The 18,607-nt window shown below is 67.6% G+C and carries 17 protein-coding genes and 2 tRNA genes; 12 read left to right on the plus strand and 7 right to left on the minus strand.

All coding sequences use genetic code 11. The annotated features are described in order from the left end of the window. Nucleotide 1: 1 nt before the first annotated feature. On the minus strand, nucleotides 2–2,122 hold the full coding sequence (locus KRR55_RS17940; protein ID WP_217390712.1) for a prolyl oligopeptidase family serine peptidase: 2,121 nt from the start codon (nucleotides 2,120–2,122) through the stop codon (nucleotides 2–4). A 177-nt stretch (nucleotides 2,123–2,299) separates the two neighbouring features. Between KRR55_RS17940 and KRR55_RS17945 the strand changes: the two genes are divergently transcribed. Further along, complete coding sequence (locus tag KRR55_RS17945) at nucleotides 2,300–4,333, plus strand: FAD/NAD(P)-binding protein (protein ID WP_217390686.1); 2,034 nt, start codon at nucleotides 2,300–2,302, stop codon at nucleotides 4,331–4,333. A gap of 71 nt (nucleotides 4,334–4,404) precedes the next feature. On the opposite strand, the gene KRR55_RS17950 is transcribed toward KRR55_RS17945, so the two are convergent. Next, complete coding sequence (locus tag KRR55_RS17950; RefSeq protein ID WP_217390687.1) at nucleotides 4,405–5,187, minus strand: VOC family protein; 783 nt, start codon at nucleotides 5,185–5,187, stop codon at nucleotides 4,405–4,407. Nucleotides 5,188–5,351: 164 nt separating this feature from the next. Then, a tRNA-Ser gene (locus tag KRR55_RS17955) sits at nucleotides 5,352–5,439 on the minus strand. A 197-nt stretch (nucleotides 5,440–5,636) separates the two neighbouring features. Here KRR55_RS17955 and KRR55_RS17960 point away from each other — a divergent pair. The 9 genes from KRR55_RS17960 to KRR55_RS18000 all read left to right on the plus strand — a co-directional run bounded on the left by KRR55_RS17960 (nucleotide 5,637) and on the right by KRR55_RS18000 (nucleotide 13,250). After that, nucleotides 5,637–6,614: an NAD(P)H-quinone oxidoreductase gene (locus tag KRR55_RS17960; protein WP_217390713.1), complete on the plus strand. Its 978-nt coding sequence runs from the start codon at nucleotides 5,637–5,639 to the stop codon at nucleotides 6,612–6,614. A 123-nt stretch (nucleotides 6,615–6,737) separates the two neighbouring features. Beyond that, the gene (locus tag KRR55_RS17965; protein WP_217390688.1) at nucleotides 6,738–8,984 is read left to right on the plus strand and encodes a carbon starvation CstA family protein; all 2,247 of its coding nucleotides are present in this window, start codon (nucleotides 6,738–6,740) and stop codon (nucleotides 8,982–8,984) included. Nucleotides 8,985–8,986: 2 nt separating this feature from the next. Continuing rightward, on the plus strand, nucleotides 8,987–9,235 hold the full coding sequence (locus KRR55_RS17970) for a YbdD/YjiX family protein (protein ID WP_336245164.1): 249 nt from the start codon (nucleotides 8,987–8,989) through the stop codon (nucleotides 9,233–9,235). 191 nt (nucleotides 9,236–9,426) lie between these two features. Further along, on the plus strand, nucleotides 9,427–10,146 hold the full coding sequence (locus KRR55_RS17975; protein ID WP_217390689.1) for a proteasome activator: 720 nt from the start codon (nucleotides 9,427–9,429) through the stop codon (nucleotides 10,144–10,146). A 90-nt stretch (nucleotides 10,147–10,236) separates the two neighbouring features. Then, nucleotides 10,237–10,689, plus strand: coding sequence for a hypothetical protein (locus KRR55_RS17980; protein WP_217390690.1), 453 nt, complete (start codon nucleotides 10,237–10,239; stop codon nucleotides 10,687–10,689). Between the two features lie 93 nt (nucleotides 10,690–10,782). After that, nucleotides 10,783–11,628, plus strand: coding sequence for an aldo/keto reductase (locus tag KRR55_RS17985; RefSeq protein WP_217390691.1), 846 nt, complete (start codon nucleotides 10,783–10,785; stop codon nucleotides 11,626–11,628). Between the two features lie 261 nt (nucleotides 11,629–11,889). Next, complete coding sequence (locus tag KRR55_RS17990; protein ID WP_217390692.1) at nucleotides 11,890–12,312, plus strand: Hsp20/alpha crystallin family protein; 423 nt, start codon at nucleotides 11,890–11,892, stop codon at nucleotides 12,310–12,312. 225 nt (nucleotides 12,313–12,537) lie between these two features. Next, complete coding sequence (locus KRR55_RS20555) at nucleotides 12,538–12,885, plus strand: J domain-containing protein (RefSeq protein WP_217390693.1); 348 nt, start codon at nucleotides 12,538–12,540, stop codon at nucleotides 12,883–12,885. Beyond that, nucleotides 12,882–13,250 (plus strand): hypothetical protein, encoded by a 369-nt coding sequence (locus KRR55_RS18000; protein ID WP_217390694.1) that lies wholly within the window; start codon nucleotides 12,882–12,884, stop codon nucleotides 13,248–13,250. Before KRR55_RS20555 ends, KRR55_RS18000 begins: the two co-directional genes overlap by 4 nt. Nucleotides 13,251–13,340: 90 nt before the next feature. Here the strand turns inward: KRR55_RS18000 and KRR55_RS18005 are convergent. The 4 genes from KRR55_RS18005 to tmk all read right to left on the minus strand — a co-directional run bounded on the left by KRR55_RS18005 (nucleotide 13,341) and on the right by tmk (nucleotide 16,978). After that, nucleotides 13,341–13,413: transfer RNA gene (locus KRR55_RS18005), tRNA-Thr, on the minus strand. 81 nt (nucleotides 13,414–13,494) lie between these two features. After that, nucleotides 13,495–15,039, minus strand: a complete 1,545-nt coding sequence (locus tag KRR55_RS18010) for an alpha/beta hydrolase (protein ID WP_217390695.1) — start codon at nucleotides 15,037–15,039, stop codon at nucleotides 13,495–13,497. A gap of 65 nt (nucleotides 15,040–15,104) precedes the next feature. Beyond that, complete coding sequence (locus tag KRR55_RS18015) at nucleotides 15,105–16,253, minus strand: DNA polymerase III subunit delta' (protein ID WP_217390696.1); 1,149 nt, start codon at nucleotides 16,251–16,253, stop codon at nucleotides 15,105–15,107. Nucleotides 16,254–16,255: 2 nt separating this feature from the next. Continuing rightward, the gene (gene tmk / locus KRR55_RS18020; RefSeq protein WP_217390715.1) at nucleotides 16,256–16,978 is read right to left on the minus strand and encodes a dTMP kinase; all 723 of its coding nucleotides are present in this window, start codon (nucleotides 16,976–16,978) and stop codon (nucleotides 16,256–16,258) included. A gap of 65 nt (nucleotides 16,979–17,043) precedes the next feature. Here tmk and KRR55_RS18025 point away from each other — a divergent pair, with 65 nt between their 5' ends. Together KRR55_RS18025 and KRR55_RS18030 are read left to right on the plus strand one after the other, a co-directional pair. Continuing rightward, nucleotides 17,044–18,189, plus strand: a complete 1,146-nt coding sequence (locus KRR55_RS18025) for a trans-sulfuration enzyme family protein (RefSeq protein WP_217390697.1) — start codon at nucleotides 17,044–17,046, stop codon at nucleotides 18,187–18,189. A 10-nt stretch (nucleotides 18,190–18,199) separates the two neighbouring features. Further along, nucleotides 18,200–18,502 carry a DUF2516 family protein gene (locus KRR55_RS18030; protein ID WP_217390698.1) on the plus strand — a complete coding sequence of 101 codons (303 nt, stop codon included), beginning with the start codon at nucleotides 18,200–18,202 and terminating at the stop codon, nucleotides 18,500–18,502. The last annotated feature ends 105 nt before the right edge of the window (nucleotides 18,503–18,607 follow it).

Here is an 18,607-nt window from a genome sequence, read left to right on the forward strand (position 1 = left end):
ATCAGCGGGCGACGTGCCGCCAGAGGAACTCGTAGCTGGTTGCGAGCATGGTGGCCGAGGCCTTGTTGTCGCTGGCGCCGGCATGGCCGCCGTCCAGCGACTCGTGGTACCGAACAGAGTCGACGCCCATCTCCATCATCTTCGCTGCCATCTTCCGGGCCTGCACCGGACCGACCCTGTCATCGGACGTCGCGCTCCAGATCAGGGAGGCCGGGTACTGGACGCCCTCGGGCAGCGGATCGTCGAGCCGGTGGTAGGGGGAGAAGGTCCGCACGAATTCCCAGTCCGCGGGTACGTCCGGGTCGCCGTATTCGGCGATCCACGAATGCCCGGCGGCCAGCCGGGTGTACCGGCGCATGTCCAGCAGGGGGACGCCGCAGGAAATCGCCCCAAACAGCTCCGGGTAGCCGGTGATCATGTTGCCCATGAGCAGCCCGCCGTTTGACCGACCCGTGGCGGCCAGGTGTTCGCGCGAGGTCACTCCCCGGGCGATGAGGTCACGGGCAACGGCCGCGAAGTCCTCGTAGGCGCGGTGCCGGTTCTCACGCAAGGCGGCGCGGTGCCACCGCGGCCCGTACTCGCCGCCGCCGCGGATGTTCGCCACCACGTAGCTGCCGCGACGTCCCTCCGCCGTGCGGCGAACCAGCCAGCCGGGACCCAGGGCGCCAAGATAGCCCGGTGTCAGGCTCGTCTGGAATCCGCCATAGCCATTGACCAGCACGGGGTTCCTTCCATCCAGCGCCAGTCCGCGCGGGGACACCTGGAAGTACGGGACCCGGGTGCCGTCATCGGAAACGGCGAAGTGCTGGGAAACCTCGAAGTCAGCGGCGTCAAAGCGGGCAGGGGCACTCTTGACGACCTTGGGGACAGCGGCACCTGCCGGGTCCTTGCCGGCGCCGACAGTGCCGCGGGCCAGGGTGGTGGGCGTGAGGAATCCGGTGAGCGTCAGCCAGAAGTCGTCGCCGCAAGCGGGATCCTCGTCGTCGACCGCGGAGATGCTGAAACTGTGCAGCGGGGATTCGAGATCCAAGGAACGCAGCGCAAAGTCCTTCGCAGGATCGCAAACGAGTATCCGGGAGGAAACGTCCTGCAGGACATTGAGGAGAATGTGGTGGGCGGTGAAGTCGATTGACTGGAGGGATGTGGAAGCCGAGGGAACAAAGATCTCACGCAACACGGCAGTGCCGGCCATGAACTCTTCAAGATCGGCCAGGACGAGGGAGCCCGGAATGTGCGTGGCCCCGTCGCGGGTCCAGGTCGTCTGCGGGGAGAACAACACCCATCCGCGGTGCAGCGAGACGCCCACGTCGGTGGGAACCTCGAGATGCACCCATTGGTCGCCGCATCGCAGGTAGGTCTTGGAGTTGTAGAAGTCGATGACGTCGTGGGCGACATCGCGTTCAAAGCCGGGGGTCGAATCGTGCGAGACATAGGCCAGGACGTGTGATTCGTCGATGGCGAAGACTTCCTCGGCCTCGGCCAGCTCCTGTCCACGGGCCAGCCGGCGCACGGTGCGCGCGTAGGAGGACAGCGTGAGTGATCCCTCGCCGACGTCGGTGGCGACAAACAGCGTGTCCGCATCCGCCCAGGAAACATTCGTCTTGGCCACGGGCAGGTCGAAGCCGCCAGGGACAAACGCGCGGGAGGGCACGTCGAATTCCCGCACCCGCACCTGGTCCCCGCCGTCGGGTGACAACTTGACCAGGGCACGCGCATATTCGGCGCCCGGAGCCGGACGCAGCATCTGCGCCCCGGAGAAGACCCAGTCAATTCCCTCGGCCTCCGCCAGGGCATCCACGTCCAGCAGGATTTCCCAGGCGGGGTCCTCCTGCCGGTAGGACTCCCAGTCGGTGCGCCGCCACAACCCCTTGGGATGCCGCGTATCTCGCCAGAAGTTGTAATAGTGGTCTCCGCGCTTGGTGACCATCGGGATCCTGTCTGCGGCATCCAGGACCTTGAGGATTTCTGATTGGGTCGCGGCAAAATCGTCGTCGAAGAGCTCGGCCTCGGTGCGGGCATTTTGCCCGAGCACCCATTCCATGGCCCGCTGGGAATCGAGCTCCTCCAGCCACAGGAACGGATCCTCGGGAGTCCCGGCGGCCGCGGTGCCCAACGTGTGCATCGGGGCTGAGGCATCCGCAGGGTGACTTTCCGTGACAGCCGCTTCGACGGCGACGGGGGCGTTTAGATCGATCTCACGAGGGTAAATAGAGCTCATGGGCACAGTCTTTCATGCGGTACGAAAAGTGGCGCCGACGTCGAGCAAAGATCCAGCGACCGGGCAGACTAGGCTGAAACCGTGAGTGAGAAGCAGAATCCCGGTCGGGAACCGTACGTCATAGCAGTTGTGGGTGCAGGGCCGAGGGGAACCTCGATTCTTGAACGCCTGGCCTCCGAATTGGCGGGCGCCAGAATCAGCTCGCGCCAGGTTACTGTCGTGGTTTTTGACGTCCATGATCCCGGTGCAGGGCATGTCTGGTCCACGGCACAATCCCGGCATTTCCTCATGAACACCCCGGCCGGTTTCCCGACCGTGGCCCCCGAGCGCACGCATCCGGATGAACCGGGGCTGAGCTTTGACCAATGGCGTGCAGCCGGCGGCGACGGCGCGGTGCTCAGCAGCGTGGAACGGGTGGAACTCGAGCACATGGACCGGGGCTCGTATCCGCCGCGCGCCCTCTACGGTCGCTACCTGCGTCACGTGTTCGACCGGTCGATTGCCGCCTTGCGGTCGCATCCGGCCGTCGCCGAGGTACGTTTCGAGCGTGCCGAGATCACCGGGCTGCACCGCGGGGAGGCCGACTACCTGCTGCAGGGGCACCCGGTCGATGAGGCCCGCCCCCACCCGCGACGGTCCGGCGCGGGCTTTGAATTGCGCGCCGACGCGGTGGTGTTGGCGCTGGGACATGTCCCGGCGCGGCTGAACCCCGTGCAGGAGGCCATGGCCCAGGCCGCGGATGACGCCGGCCTGCTCTACCAAGGCCCCAACGTCCCCGGAGATGTTGCCTGGGACAAGGTCCCGGGAGGGGAGAGCGTCTTGGTGCGCGGACTGGGCCTGAACTTCTTTGACGTGATGATCGCCCTGACCGTGGGACGCGGCGGGCAGTTCAATGAAATCAACGGCGGGCCCGGACGGGCCCTGGAATATTGGCCCACGGGGCGCGAACCGCGGATCGTTGCTGCCTCCCGGCGCGGCACGCCCTACCGCGCGAAATCCTGCATCGAGGAATTCATCCCGGACTCGGTCCACCTGCGTTACCTGGATGGCGAGCTGATCGTGCAGAAAGTCGCCGAGGCGCGGGTCCTGAACCCGGAAGCAGCGGTGCGCTTTGACGCCCATGTGTGGCCGCTGCTTCACCGCGACGTCCTGTTGGCGTACTACCGTGCCGCCGCGCTCCGCCACCCCTCCCGCTTCGAGGTGGACCCGGACGAATTCGTCGGCCTGCTCACCGATGCCCTCGACGCCGAACACCAGGCAGGATCCCAGGTGTGGCTGCAGGACGCCCGCCGGCTCGTCGAGGAACTCGCCCCGGCCTTGGGATTCCTGGATGTTCCGGGGCTGGGCCATCCCTTTGCCGAGAGGGGGTTCTCCTCGCAAAAGGAATACCAGAAGGCCGTCATGGAATATCTGGAATACGACGCAATTTCCTCGGTGGAAGGGGAGAAGGACCCGTTGAAGATGGCCATCGCCACCCTCAACGCCGGGCGCATGATCGTCAAGGACATGATCGCCGAGGGCCTGATCTCCGACGAATCGCGACTGCTGGAGGTGCAGGGCTGGTTCGAACCCCTGGTGGAGGGGCTGGCTTCAGGCCCGCCCCTGCAGCGCATCGAGGAACTTGCGGCCCTGGCGCGGGCCAACGTCGTGGAGTTCATCGGCCCGGACCCGGAATTCGAGATCGATCTGCCCACCGGGATGTTCACCGCGTCCTCGCCGTGGATCGACGCTCCGGCGTACACCACGCGCACGCTGATCGAGGCGATGATGCCGGCCAACCGCGTGCTGCAAACAGATTCCCCGCTGCTGCGGCAAATGCTGGACGACGGGCTGGCGGCGCCGTTCACCATGCACAACGACCAGGGCGAACCGATTCCCGGCCAGGGCCTGGCTGTCGTGGGCGATCCGTACCGCATGGTTGATGCCAAGGGGCTGGCGCACCGCGCCATCTTCGTGCTCGGGCTGCAGCTTTCATCCGCCCAATGGGGGACGGCGATCGCGGCCCAGGCCGGGGCGCCGCTCGACGGAGCGGCGCGGACCATCGGCGACGCCCAGGACATTGCCCGGGAACTGCTTCGCCTCAGCCAGGTCAAGGACCTGGACCAGACGCGCTGAGACCGATTCGCTGAAACGAAGGCGGAGGGAAGGTGCGGGCACGAAGGCCCGCACCTTCCACCGGGCCGCAGCTAGCCGCGCTGCACTCCCACCAGCTTCAGGGATGCCCCGCAGCAGTCGGTGATCGCGGCAACCCGTCCGAATTCCGAATCCTGCGGGTCCTCGGTCACGCTGCCGCCGTTGGCCACGGCCGTGGCGCAGGCCGCGTCCACGTCATCCACGCCCCAATAGGTGATCCAGGACCCGGGGACCTCGGCGGGCAGGAATCCTGAGGCATCCATCAACCCCGCCTTGGCAGCGTCGCCCTGTCCGTAGGTGGTGTACCTGAATTCCGGGGAATCGGACATCACGTGCGTGTCCCAGCCGAAGGCCTTGGCGTAGAACTCCACCGCCGCCTGGTAGTCCTTGGAATGCAGCTCGTGCCACGCAGGCGTTCCATGCTCCGAATCGGCGCCGAATCCCTGGTGCTCCTGCGGCTGCCACACGCCGAATGCGGCGCCTCCGGCGTCAAGGAAAATGCCCATGTGCCCGTATGGCGCCACATGCATCGGCGGCATCAGGACCTGGCCGCCGGCGCCCTGGATGCTGGCCTGGGTGGCCGTGATGTCGTCGCTTTTCAGGTACAGCGACCAGATGTTCGGAATGCCCCCGAACTCCGGCTGGTAGGGGGAGAGTCCCGCGACGAGGCGGCCCTGCCGGGTGGCACTGAGGTACCCGCCGTATTCCTCGGCGACCGGTTCCTCGAACTCCCAGTCGAAGAGTGCTGCGTAGAACTTCTTGCTGGCTTCGATGTCGGTGGTCATGATGTCGGTCCAGACCGGGTTTCCGGCGGGAGTGCTTTCGCGCAGTGGCATGTCGAACGCTTCCAATCTTGGGGTTGCCGTTGGTTCGGGTCCGGGAATCGTGCCAGCCCGGTTGCTAGGAATCCTACGTGCACCACCGGCACCTGGCCATGGCCTGCAGGTTAACGGAAAGGAGGCGGTTCCCGTAGCCACGGGAACCGCCTCCTTGCACTGAGCGGATGGTAAGAGATTTGAACTCTTGGTACGGGGTTACCGCACACTGGTTTTCAAGACCAGCTCCTTAGGCCGCTCGGACAACCATCCAGACCCAAAAAGTATACGCCAGCCGCGGCGTGCCGCCGGACAGCCACGCCCCGGCGGTCACAAACCGGGGTCGGGATTTCCCGGGGGTTAGAGTTGCCCCAACAAGGAAGGCCGCGGGTGCCGAGGCCCTGAAGCACGGGCCTCCGGGCCGAGCCCGCGAGCGAAGCGAACGATGTCGGGAGACGACCATGACGATGATGCGTGCCATTGAATACCGGGGTTCAGGCGGTCCCGAGGTGCTGACCGAGGCCGAACGGCCCATGCCGGTCCCCGGGCCGGGGGAGGTGCTCATCAAGGTGGCGGCCTTCGGGCTGAACCGCGCCGACGTGCAACAGCGCCGGGGTGTCTACCCGCCGCCACCGGGTGCCAGTGACATCCCGGGGCTGGAGGTGTCGGGCACCGTCGAAGCATTGGGCGAGGGCGCCGTCGGCATCACCGTGGGACAGCGGGTCTGCGCCCTGCTGGCCGGCGGCGGGTACGCCCAGTATGTTGCCGTTCCGGCGGGGCTGGTCCTCGAGGTCCCCGAGACCGTGGACCTTCTCGATGCGGCAGGCTTCATGGAAGTCGCCTGCACCGTGGTGTCCAACCTCTTCCTGGAAGCCGGTCTGGCCCGCGGCGACGCCGTGCTGCTGCACGGAGGGGCCGGAGGCATCGGGTCGATGGCCATCCAGTTGGCGGCGGCGGCCGGTGCCAAGGTCCTGGTGACAGCCTCCAGCGAGGAAAAGATCGCCCACTGCCTGGCCCTCGGGGCCGCCGCGGGCATCAACTACCGCGATGAGGACTTTGCCGAGCGCACCCGGGAGCTCACCGACGGCGCCGGGGCCGACGTGATTCTTGACGTCGTGGGCGCCAAATACCTGGAGTCGAATGTGCGCGCGCTGGCCCAGGACGGGACCCTGGTGGTCATCGGCCTGCAGGGAGGCGCCAAGGCCGAGCTGAACCTCGGCGCGTTGATGGCCAAGCGTGCCAGGGTCGTGGGCACCACCCTGCGCGCCCGGCCGCTGGAGCAAAAGGCGGAAATAGTCGCGGCGGTGAAGGAACATGCCCTGCCGATGCTGGCCGACGGCAGGCTTGACCTGTCAATCGACCGGCGTTTTCCCTTCACAGAGGCCCGTTCGGCGCATGAATACTTCGATTCGGGGAATCACACGGGGAAAATCATCGTAAAGATCTGAATCTGTTTTTCCCAAGGGCTACGGTGTATCACAAGGGGCAGTGTCGCGGACCACAAAGGTTCGCGGCACGCGCCCGCAGGATCACTCGCATTGTCCGATCCATCAGTCACTTGAGAGGAAAACATGAGCACGTCCCAACATTCTGCTCCAGGGCTTCCCCCGGCAGGCGTAGACCCGCAAGTTGCGGATGCCGAGGAACGCAAATGGACTCCGGCCAAGATTGCCCTGTGGGTGGCGATTTCGCTGCTTGGCGGGGTGGCTTGGGCCATCCTGGCATTTTCCCGCGGGGAGACCATCAACGCCATCTGGTTCGTCTTCGCGGCGGTGTGCACCTACCTGGTGGCCTACCGCTTCTACTCCAAGTTCATTGAGCGCAAGATCGCCAAGCCCAATGACTTCCGGGCGACCCCGGCCGAGTACAACAACAACGGCAAGGACTACATGCCGACCGACCGCCGGGTGCTCTTCGGGCACCACTTCGCGGCGATCGCCGGCGCCGGCCCGCTGGTGGGCCCGATCCTCGCGGCCCAGATGGGTTACCTTCCGGGCACCATCTGGATCATCATCGGCGTGGTCTTGGCCGGAGCGGTCCAGGACTACCTGGTCATGTTCTTCTCCATGCGCCGCGGGGGACGCTCGCTGGGCCAGATGGCCCGCGAGGAACTGGGCGTCATTGGCGGCACCGCCGCACTGATCGCGACGCTGGCCATCATGGTCATCATCGTCGCCATCCTGGCCCTCGTGGTGGTCAATGCGTTGGGCGAGTCCGCCTGGGGCGTGTACTCGGTGGGCCTGACCATCCCCATCGCCCTGTTCATGGGTGTCTACCTGCGCTTCATCCGCCCGGGCAAGGTCATGGAAATTTCCCTGATCGGCTTCGTGCTGCTGATGTTTGCCATCATTTCCGGCCGCTGGGTTGCCGAGTCCGCGTGGGGCGCCGAGCTCTTCCACCTGGACCGCACCACCCTGGCCTGGTTCATCATCGTCTACGGCTTCATCGCCGCGGTGCTCCCGGTGTGGCTGCTGCTGGCCCCGCGCGACTACCTCTCCACGTTCATGAAGATCGGCGTCATCGGCCTGCTGGCCGTGGCCATCATCGTGGTCCGCCCGGAGATCAGCGTCCCGGCGATTTCCGAGTTCGCGGGCTCCGACAAGGGGCCCGTGGTTGCCGGGCACCTCTTCCCGTTCCTCTTCGTCACCATTGCCTGCGGCGCCCTCTCCGGGTTCCACGCGCTGATCTCCTCGGGAACCACCCCGAAGATGGTGGAGAAGGAAAGGCAGACCCGCTTCCTGGGTTACGGCGGCATGCTCATGGAATCCTTCGTGGCCATCATGGCGCTGGTTGCGGCGATCTCCATCGACCGCGGCATCTACTTCGCGATGAACTCCTCGGCTGCGGCCACCGGCGGCACCGTGGAAGGGGCAGTGGCGTTCGTGAACTCGCTGGGCCTGACCGGGGTGAACCTGACCCCGAGCATGCTCACGGACCTGGCGGCGGGCGTGGGCGAGGAATCCGTGGTCTCCCGCACCGGCGGCGCCCCGACCCTGGCCGTGGGCATTGCGCACATCATGAACCAGTGGTTCGGCGGGCCGGCGATGATGGCCTTCTGGTACCACTTCGCCATCATGTTCGAGGCACTGTTCATCCTCACCGCGGTGGACGCGGGAACGCGTGTGGCCCGCTTCATGCTGCAGGACACCATCGGCAACTTCATCCCGAGGTTCAAGGACACCTCCTGGCGTCCCGGCGCCTGGGTCTGCACGGCCATCATGGTCGCGGCCTGGGGGTACATCCTGATCCTCGGCGTCACCGACCCGCTGGGCGGGATCAACACCTTCTTCCCGCTCTTCGGCATCTCCAACCAGTTGCTGGCTGCCATCGCGCTGGCCGTGGTCATGACCATCGTGGCCAAGCGCGGGAACTTCAAGTACCTGTGGATCGTGGTGCTTCCGCTGGCCTTCGCCACGGTGGTCACCGTGTACGCCTCGTTCCTGAAGATCTTCTCCCCGGTCCCGGCCGTGGGCTACTTCGCCCAGCACAACGCGTTCAAGGGCGCCCTGGAACGCGGGGAAACCACGTTCGGAACCGCGAAGAACGTCGAGGCCATGGAGGCCGTGGTGCGCAACACCGGCGTCCAGGGCTGGCTCTCGGTGATCTTCCTGCTGCTTTCGCTGATCGTGATCGTTGCAGCCATCATCGCCACCATCCGGGCCTACCCGAACGGCGGCGGGGCCGACACGGAGGACCCGGAGATCCCTTCGAGGATCTACGCACCGGCCGGCCTGGTTTCTTCCCCGGCGGAGAAGGAGCTGGAGAAGGCCTGGAAGCAGGTTCCCCCGGAACACCAGATGGCACGCGGGGGACACTGACCATGGACACCGCGGGACGAACCCCGCCGGTCGGAGGCACCTCGGTGATGGCGCGCGGACTGTCCGCAACGGGCAACATCGCCCGGGGAATCGTGCGCTACCTCGAGGGGGTGCTGGGGGCGGACAAATACCGGGTGTACCTGGAACACCAGGCCCGCACCCATCCGGGCGTCGCTCCCATGGGTGAACGGGAGTTCTGGCGCGACTACACCGACTGGCAGGAGAAGAACCCTCAGGGTCGGTGCTGCTGACCATCAGCATTGCGCACGCAAGCGCAGAGGGGGCCGGGGGCCGGTGGACACTGTCCGCCGGCCCCCTGCTGTTGGCGCGGGTCGCCCGAAGTCGCCCGGGAACCGTCTCGCCGGCCGCGGTCCCCGGCCGGCGGGGTACCCACAGGGAAATCTTCCTGCCGGACCGGGGGATCGCATGGCAAGATGGAGCCATGAGCGAGCACAGTGAACAGATCCCCGATCCCAACGCTGCATCGAACATCCCTGCGCCCGATGAATCGGCCTGGCCCTTCCAGGCAACGGCCGGGGCGGGAACGCGTCCGGAAACCCCGTCCACGGGTCCTGTCGATCAGCCCGCCGCACCGGGGGCCTCCCGCGGTGCACCTGACGGGCACGCTCCCGGCAGGGAGGCCGTGCATGTGGGGAGCATCGGCGAGCCTGCCAAGCTCATGCGCATTGGCGGGATGATCAAGCAACTGCTCGAGGAGGTGCGTACCGCACCGTTGGACGAGGAGGCCCGCACCCGGATGGCCGACATCCACGAACGCTCCGTCCATGAGCTGGAGACCGGGCTGTCGCCGGAACTTGCCGAGGAACTCCACCGCATCCGGTTGCCCTTCGCCGACGGCGAGACGCCCTCGGAGGCCGAGCTTCGCGTGGCGCAGGCCCAGCTGGTCGGCTGGCTCGAAGGCGTCTTCCATGGACTGCAGGCGGCGATGGCCGCCCAGCAGCTGGCCAACCAGCAGCTTGCCCAGCGCGTTGCCATGCGCCAGCTTCCACCGGGCACCCAGGTGGCCCCCGGGATCGTCATCAACGAGGCGGGCGAGCCCGAACGCATGACCCAGGGCGGCCCGGGCACGCCTCCGGGTCCCGAGCGACCGACGCAGGGTCCGGGGGCCGACGGCGACGGCGGGTTTGGGCAGTACCTCTAGACTGGAATTGGCAACACGGGTAGCGATTTGTTCCTCGGGCATCTTGATCCACCGGGGGACATCATGGCAATAACAAAGGCAAACACGTAGATGGGGCTGTTCTCCTCCGTTCGCGGCGCACGCCGCGACAACAAGGAACTCGGCGATGGCGTCTGGCGCCGTGCCTATGACAGGTTCGGGCGCTCGCTGGATCGGGTGCACCAGGTCCTCGAGGGCATCGAGGACGACGACCTGCACAATGCCCTGATCCTCATCGCCAACCACCTGGCCGAGCTCCAGGCACGGGTGCGCGTTGTGTGCGTCGCCGCCCAGGCCAAGTCCCCGAGCACCGGCGAGGACGTCCCGCACGATCTTTACGCCGTGCACCGCTTGCTCTCCAAGGCCGCCAACGACCTGGCCACCACCGCCCAGGTCGCCGCCATGGCCCGCCTCGACGGGGAACGCTGGGGCTATGCGTCGGCGGGGCTGGAGAACGTTGCCATGCGTGCGGACCTGGTGGCCGACGGCATCGGCGCGGCCGAGGCCGAGATGGCCAAGCACTAGGGGCCGGGGCCGCGGTGCCTTCCGGTTTCGCCCAGCGCTGATCATTCCCGCCGCCGGCAATTCCAGTCAATGCACGGTGGCAGGATGGGAAACATGACGAATCTTGTATCCCCAGATCTCACTTTCCACGACGGCAACACCATTCCCCAGCTTGGCTACGGGGTCTGGAAGGTCGAAGACGACGTGGCAACCGACGTGGTCCAGCAGGCCTTCGCCGCCGGATACCGCCACATCGACACCGCCCGCATCTACGGCAACGAGGAGGGCGTCGGCCGCGCCATTGCAGCCACCGACGTGCCCCGCGAGGACATGTTCATCACCACCAAGGTCTGGAACGCCGACCAGGGCTTCGACTCGACCCTGGCCGCCTTCGACGCCTCCCTGGAGCGCCTGGGCCTGGATTACCTCGACCTGTACCTGATCCACTGGCTGCAGCCCAAGCAGGGCAAGTACGTGGACACCTGGAAGGCACTCATCGAGCTGCAGAAGACCGGCCGCGTGAAGTCCATCGGCGTCTGCAACTTCACCGTCGAGGCGCTCGCCGAGCTCGAGGATGCCACCGGCGTGCTGCCGGTGATCAACCAGGTCGAGACCCACCCGTACTTCCCGCAGGCCGAACTGCGCGAATTCGAGGCCTCCAAGGGCATCCTGCACCAGTCGTGGTCGCCCCTGGGCCAGGGCAACGAACTGCTCAACGACCCGGCACTGTTGGCCATCGCCGAAAAGCACAACGCGTCCGTCGCCCAGGTCGTCATCGCCTGGCACCTTGCCCTGGGCAACGTGGTCATCCCGAAGTCGGTGACCCCCTCGCGCATCGTGGAGAACCTGGCCGGCCTTGGGGTGTCCCTGGACGCCGAGGACCTGGCCGCCATCAACGCCCTGGACAAGGGCGCGGAAGGCCGCATCGCGGCCGACCCGGCAGTCAGCGACTTCGCCTAGTCAGCCTACGGCTGCCCGGCAACGGATGAGCGCCAAGACAAGTGTGTGTGGGGACCCGGCAGCGGGTCCCCACACGCGCTTAAGGGGTACTCCGGTCCCGGCGGCCCGGGGCGCGGCGCCCCGTGGATTTGGGGTAAAAAATCGCCAAATTCCCAGGAAATTTCTTGTTGCGCGGACGATGGAGTGATGCTAAAAAATTAATACCCGCAGCCACACGGGGCAGCGGGATCGGCAAACGACAAAGCTGTGAAGGAGAGAACAATGTTGATGCGCTCAGATCCGTTTCGTGAACTCGACAAGCTCGCCCAGCAGGTTTTGGGGACAACGGCCAGGCCGGCAGCCATGAGCATGGACGCCTGGCGTGAAGGTGACAAGTTCCGGATCGAGTTTGACCTCCCGGGGGTAAGCCCCGATTCGATCGACCTGGATGTCGAAAACAACGTCGTGACCATCAAGGCCGAACGTGATGCACTGGGCGACGAGGTCGAAATCCTTGCCGCCGAACGCCCCCGGGGAGTGTTCAGCCGCCAGCTGGTGCTGGGGGAGAACCTCGATACGGAGAACATCGACGCCAGCTACGACGCGGGTGTGCTGACCCTGCAGATTCCGGTCGCCGAACAGGCGAAGGCACGCAAGATCGCCATTACCAGCAAGGAGTCCGACCGCCAGTCCATCGGCGCCTGAGGTCCCGGAGATGGGTCACCTGACGGGGACGGCCCGCTCCCGGCATCAGTAAATGCGGGTGTTGGCCACATGGCACACCGCGGCGCCTCCGGCGCATTGTCGGGCCGGGGCTGGCGTCGTCCCCTTCGAAGATGGTCCCGTTCCCCGGCAGGGGACGGGACCATCTTCAGCATCCCCGTTAAGGCCCGCGCCCGACCCCGGCGCGATGATACGAAAGGCATTCCCGTGGAATCCCGCAACCCCTATGCGGTGCTTCGCCTGGATCCGCAGGCCAGCGCCGCGGAGATCTCCCGTGCCTACCGGGCCCAGATGCGGCTGCACCATCCCGACACCAGGCCGGGGCCAGATGGCCCGGAGCAGGAAGCGCTGGAGCGTTCCCGGCTGCAGTCGGTGATGGACGCCTATGCGGTCCTGGGCAACGCCGCCGCCCGGTCCGACTACGATCGCGAACACCCAGCAGCCCGCCGGACCGCGGGGCCTGCGGGGGCCAGGCGGGTTTCCCGCACGACCCGGCCCGAGGTGGTGGCGGGGCCCTTGGTCTGGACCCTGCCCCCGGAAAGGAGGAAGCCGTGAATTCCTGGCATCGCTACGATGCGCCGCTGCTGCCCGAGTTCCTTGAGCGTTTTGAGGCGCGTTGGGGGCAGGGGACGGCACCGTTCCTGGATCCCGAGATCCATGAACTGCCCGTTCCCCGTGCGCAATGGGTCAACGCGGATACGGGGGCCGCCCTGGCCGTGGTGCCGATGTGGACCGTGGACGAGCGGCGCCGCTGTTTCGCCGTGCTCTACCTGCCGCCCGTGAGCGGGATCTGGCTCTTGCGCCCCGGAATCACCGACTACGTCGAGTCCCGGGACGAGGAGGAACTGAGGCTTCGCAACGACGCGTTCAAGAAGGCGGTGGACCACGCCAGGGCGTTCATCCACGGCGCCGGGCCGTAGCCCGCCACGACCGCACCGGGCGGTCCGGACGGAATCGAACGCACGAGGGCCCGCCACCTGACGGTGACGGGCCCTCGTGTCGAAGAAACGAGCCTCCTGCCAGAATCGAACTGGCGACCTTTTCATTACGAGTGAAACGCTCTACCAACTGAGCTAAGGAGGCACCGTGGCGCGCGAGCACCACAAGTGAACACTTTATAGGAACCTGTCCTCGGCGGTCAAAACGACTCGATGGGAACGTGCCTCAGCAGGTCAATCCGTCGGCCGGGACGGTGCCCTCGAGGAAATAGGATTCCACGGCGTCGGCGATGCAGCCGTTGGAGCGCCCGTACGCGGTGTGCCCATGGCCCTCAAAGGTCACCAGCGAGGCCGATGCCAGCTGCTCGGCCAGCGCCTGGCTCCACTCGTACGGGGTGGCGGGGTCGCCGGTGGTGCCGATGACCACGATGGGCGCGGCGCCCTCGGCGGTCAACTTTCCCGGCTTACCCGTGGCGGGGTACTTCCAGTCCTGGCAACCCACGGCTCCATAGGCCAGGTACTTGCCGATGGTCGGGGCGGCCTGGACCAGGTCGCGGGCGCCTGCACGCATTGCGGGGACGTTGGCGTCCATCGGGTAGTCCAGGCAGTTGACGGCGGTGAATGCCGCGGTGCCGTTGCCGGTGTAGCTGCCGTCCGCCTCGCGGCCGGCGGTCAGGTCGGCGAAGTACTGGATGTCGTCCACGTTCCCCGCGGCCACGTTGCGCAGTGCCTCGGTGAGCATGGGCCAGGTGGAATTGTCGTAGAGCGGGACGATGAATCCGTTGACGAAGTCGATGATGGGCACGCTGCGCCCGTCGCTGCCGACCAGGGGCTCGGCCTCCACCTCGGCGAAAATCCCGCGCAGCTGCCCCAGGGCGTCCTCCAGCTCGCCGGTGAACGGGCAGTCGCCCGAGTCCAGGCAGTCCTGCATGTAGGCGCGGATCTCGTTCTCGAACCCGATGGCCTGGCCCATGGTGATCTCTTCGTTTTCCAGCGTGGGGTCAAGGGCCCCGTCCAGCACCATGCGGCCGACGTTGCCGGGGAAGAGCTGGGCGTAGTTGGCTCCCAGCGACGTGCCGTAGGAATAGCCCAGGTAGTTCAGCTTCGCGTCCCCGAGCACCGCGCGCATCACGTCCAGGTCGCGTGCGGCGGACACGGTGTCGACAAAGCCCAGGGCGGCGCCGGTCCGCTCGGCACACAGCGCCGCATACTCGGCGCTCGCCCGGCGCATTTCCTGAAGCCCCGCATCCGTGCCGGGGTCGAACTGCTCGGCGCGGCCGGCGTCCTGTTCGGCCGGATCCTCGCAGGTAACCGGCGTCGAGGAACCGACCCCGCGCGGGTCAAAGCCAACGACGTCAAAGCCGCGCTGCAGTTCCTGGCCGAACATGCTCGGGACCGCTTCGCGGACGGTTTCCAGCCCGGAGGCCCCCGGTCCGCCGGGGTTCACCAGCAGGGAGCCGGCGGCGTCCTTGTCCCCGGGGCGCTTGTTCAGGGCCAGGGCCATGGTGTCCCCGGACGGGTTGGCGTAGTCCATGGGAACGCTCAGCTCGGTGCACAGCAACGCCCCTCCGCAGGAGGTCCAGTCCAGGTCCTGCGTGTAAAACCTTTCCAGGCCCGCAGGGATGGAGGTCCGGGGCGCGGCGGCGTCGGGCGCGGTGGTCGCCGGTGCCGATTCGAGGACCGGGGCCGTGGCAGCGGAGCAGGAACCCAGCAGCAAGGCAACGGCTCCCAGCGTGGCAATCACGGACAGGCGGCGGCGGGATGCTCTCATGCGGACTTCAGGCTCCTGGGGGGACGCAATGCGGCTGACGGTGGAAAAGATCGGGGGAATGCAGGCTATTTGGCCGGGCGCAGCGTGACCATCATGGCCTCGATGGCCAGCAGCGGGGCCACATTGGCGCCGATGCGCGCCCGCGCCTCGGCGATCGCATCGATCTTCGCGATCGTGGCCTCGGGCCGCGAGGCATGGGCGTAGGCATGCAGGGGATCGGACAGGTAGTCGTTGACCAGCTCGGTGGAGGCGTGAAGCTGCAGCATCAGCACATCGCGGAAGAACGTGGTCATGTCGATGAGCGAACGGTCCAGCGCGTCGTGGGTGGCACGCCGGGCACGACGCTTGGCGTTTTCCTCCAGCGCCTTGAACGCGCTGCGCTGCTGCGGCGGCACCGGGGCGTCGGCCTCCAGCCCCAGCGCGGTGCGCAGGGCGGTGGCCTCGGACTCGGCGCGTTCCGTCGAGGACGCGGTGGCCTCCGCGGTGGAAAGCTCCACCAGCTCGGCCGCGGCCATGACCGCGTCCGAGACGCTGCGAATGCGCAGCGGCAGGCGCACCGTGGTGTCGCGGCGGCGGCGCGCGTCCGGGTCCCGGGCCAGGCGCCGGGCGATGCCGATGTGCGACTGGGAGATGCGCGCGGCAAACTCGGCCTGTTCCGCGGAGAGCCCGTCGCGGCGTACCAACAGCGCCGCCACCGACTCGCGGGTGGGAACGGCCAGGGACACCGAGCGGCAGCGCGAGCGGATCGTCACCAGCACGTCGGCCGGCGAGGGGGCGCAGAGGATCCAGATGGTGTGCGGGGGAGGCTCCTCGATGGACTTGAGCAGCACGTTGGTGGTGCGCTCGGTCATCCGGTCCGCGTCCTCCACGATGATCACCCGCCAGGGCGCGGTGGAGGGCCGGTCCTGGGCCTTGGTGATCAGTGTCCGGACGTCCTCGATCTGGTAGTTGACCTTCTCGGTGGCAATCAGCGCGACATCCGGGTGCGTGCCGGCAAGCACCGTCACGCAGGCCTTGCAGCTTCCGCAGCCGCGCACCGCCGCATCGGTCCGTTGGCACTGAAGGGCGGCGGCAAAGGCGCGCGCCGCGTTGGATCGGCCGGAGCCCGGGGGGCCGGTGAACAGCCACGCGTGGGCGGGGTTGCCCTCGGCGACCGCGCGGCGCAACGCGGCGATGGCCTTGTCCTGACCCGGCAGGTCGTCCCAGACATCCACCGCTAGGCCCCCGGCCGCTCGGGCAGCGCGGCGACGGACTCGGCGATGGAGGAAGCCAGCTCCCCGACCCCGGTGGCGGCGTCCAGGACCAGGTAGCGGGCCGGTTCGCGTTCGGCGAAGTGCACGAAGGCGTCGCGGATGCGCGAGTGGAACTCGTCGGGTTCGGACTCGAGGCGGTCCTCGGCCACCGGCCGGCCGTCGGCGCCGACGGTGCGGCGGGAGCGGCGGGAGCGGCCGTCGGCCGGGGTCACGTCCAGCAGCACCGTCAGGTCCGGCCGCAGCCCGCCGGTGGCAAAATCGTTGATGGCACGCACGGCGTCCTCGCCCAGCGCCCGGCCGATGCCCTGGTAGGCCAGCGACGAATCGACGTAGCGGTCACAGACGACCATGGTGCCCGCGGCCAGGGCGGGGCGGATGACCTGTTCGACGTGGGCGGCGCGGGCCGCGGCATACATCAGGGCCTCGGTGCGCGCATCGACGGTGCCCTGCCCGTGGTCAAGGACCAGGGAGCGCAGCTTCTCGCCGATCGGGGTTCCGCCGGGCTCGCGGGTGTGCAGCACGGTGTGCCCGTTTTTGCGCAGGGCCCGGACCAACAGGTCGGCCTGCGTGGACTTTCCTGCCCCGTCACCGCCCTCGAAGACGATGAAGCGGCCTGCGTTGACGGGGTTTGGCTGCGCGTTGCTCACGCCTTCTAGCCTATCCGCACCGGGCCGCCGCAGGCTCATCGGGTGCGCGCCGGCGCGCGTCATCGGCTGGGGCGCGGGCCTGGCCAGGGAGTAACCTAAAAATCATGACCAGCCCAGAATCCGCGCCGTGGGCCCCGGACACCGTTGTGGTGTCCGCCGGACGCCCGCCGCATGCAGTTGACCAGCCCGTGAACCCGCCCATCGTGCTCTCCTCCACCTTCCATTCGCTGGGGGCGCCGGGCGCCGGGGAGAAGGTCTACGGGCGCTTCACCAACCCGACCTGGGACCCGCTGGAAGAAACCATCGCGCAACTCGAGGACTGCGAACTCCCGGCCCTGGCCTACGCCTCGGGCATGGCAGCGGTTGCCGCGGCCCTCTCGCTGCTGCCGGTCGGCGGCACCATCGTGATGCCGTCGCACGCCTACAACGGCTCGCTCTCGCTGGTCGCCGAGCTCGAGGGCACCCTGGGACTCACGGTGCGGCGCGTGGATTTGGCCGACACCGACGCTGCCGTCGCCGCCTTCGCGGGGGCGGACATGGCCTGGCTGGAATCGCCCACCAACCCGATGCTCGAGGTCGCGGACCTGCCGGTGCTGCTGGCCGCCGCCCGCGCGGCCGGGGTGCTCACGGTGGTGGACAACACCTTCTCCACGCCGCTGCGCCAGCGCCCGCTGCAGCAGGGCGCGGACGTGGTGGTGCACTCGGCCACCAAGTACATGGGCGGCCACTCCGACGTGGTCCTCGGGGCCGTGGTCACCCGGGACCCGCAGCTGCATGCCCGCCTGCACTCCATGCGGACGCTGCACGGGGCGATTCCCGGACCGTTCGAGGCCTGGCTGACGCTGCGCGGCATCCGGACCATGGCCCTGCGGCTGGATCGGGCCGAGGCCAACGCCATGGAACTCGCCAGGCGCCTGTCTGAGCACCCGGCGGTCTCCCGCGTGCGCTACCCGGGGCTGCCGACCGATCCCGGGCACCGGCGTGCCGCTGCCCAGCTGGACGGCTTCGGCGCCATCGTTGCCATCGAGGTCGCCGGCGGGGCGGAAGCCGCCGATGCGATGCTCGCTGCCCTGAGGCTGTGGACCCCGGCCACCTCCCTGGGCGGGGTGGAATCCCTGGCCGAGCGGCGCCGGCGCCACCCGGGCGAACCGGGCACGGTGCCGGAGAACCTGGTACGGCTGAGCGTCGGCATCGAAAATGTCGAGGACTTGCACGCCGACCTGGCCGCGGCGCTGGCCCAACGCGGCTAAGCTGAATCACATGGTCTACGCCCACCTCTTTGAGAACTATCTCCTGCTCGCGCTCGGCGTCGTGGCTGCCGTGCTGGCCCTCATGGCGCTCATTGACGCCGTGCGGCACCCGGCCGCCAACTACCTGCGTGAGAACAAGCGCACCAAGACCTTCTGGATGGGCATGACCGCTGCCGCGACCCTGGTCTGCGTGCTCTCGGTGCTCTCCGGGGGCGGCGGCGGAATCTTCCAGCTCATTGGCGCCTGCATTGCGTGCGTGTACCTGGCCGACGTCAAGCCGGCGGTTTCCGGCAAGGGCGGCTACTCCTACTAGGCGGCATCCGGCGCAGGTGTGCCGGCCCCGCTCCCGGATCGCGGTTCCCCGTCCCTACCCTCGCCTGCGAGGGCGGAGCACGGGGGCCGCGATTCCTGTTTGCCG

This window comes from Paeniglutamicibacter quisquiliarum, from assembly GCF_019084045.1.
GTDB classification, from domain to species: domain Bacteria; phylum Actinomycetota; class Actinomycetes; order Actinomycetales; family Micrococcaceae; genus Paeniglutamicibacter; species Paeniglutamicibacter quisquiliarum.

Excerpts from the sequence above, each read along its gene's own strand:
- KRR55_RS18030 (WP_217390698.1), top strand. The coding sequence starts at position 18,200 with ATGGTCTACGCCCACCTCTTTGAGAACTATCTCCTGCTCGCGCTCGGC.
- KRR55_RS17980 (WP_217390690.1), top strand. The coding sequence starts at position 10,237 with ATGGGGCTGTTCTCCTCCGTTCGCGGCGCACGCCGCGACAACAAGGAA.
- KRR55_RS17965 (WP_217390688.1), top strand. The coding sequence starts at position 6,738 with ATGAGCACGTCCCAACATTCTGCTCCAGGGCTTCCCCCGGCAGGCGTA.
- KRR55_RS18010 (WP_217390695.1), bottom strand. The coding sequence starts at position 15,039 with ATGAGAGCATCCCGCCGCCGCCTGTCCGTGATTGCCACGCTGGGAGCC.
- KRR55_RS17960 (WP_217390713.1), top strand. The coding sequence starts at position 5,637 with ATGCGTGCCATTGAATACCGGGGTTCAGGCGGTCCCGAGGTGCTGACC.
- KRR55_RS17985 (WP_217390691.1), top strand. The coding sequence starts at position 10,783 with ATGACGAATCTTGTATCCCCAGATCTCACTTTCCACGACGGCAACACC.
- KRR55_RS17975 (WP_217390689.1), top strand. The coding sequence starts at position 9,427 with ATGAGCGAGCACAGTGAACAGATCCCCGATCCCAACGCTGCATCGAAC.
- KRR55_RS17970 (WP_336245164.1), top strand. The coding sequence starts at position 8,987 with ATGGACACCGCGGGACGAACCCCGCCGGTCGGAGGCACCTCGGTGATG.
- KRR55_RS17990 (WP_217390692.1), top strand. The coding sequence starts at position 11,890 with ATGTTGATGCGCTCAGATCCGTTTCGTGAACTCGACAAGCTCGCCCAG.
- KRR55_RS17950 (WP_217390687.1), bottom strand. The coding sequence starts at position 5,187 with ATGCCACTGCGCGAAAGCACTCCCGCCGGAAACCCGGTCTGGACCGAC.
- tmk (WP_217390715.1), bottom strand. The coding sequence starts at position 16,978 with ATGAGCCTGCGGCGGCCCGGTGCGGATAGGCTAGAAGGCGTGAGCAAC.
- KRR55_RS17940 (WP_217390712.1), bottom strand. The coding sequence starts at position 2,122 with ATGCACACGTTGGGCACCGCGGCCGCCGGGACTCCCGAGGATCCGTTC.
- KRR55_RS18025 (WP_217390697.1), top strand. The coding sequence starts at position 17,044 with ATGACCAGCCCAGAATCCGCGCCGTGGGCCCCGGACACCGTTGTGGTG.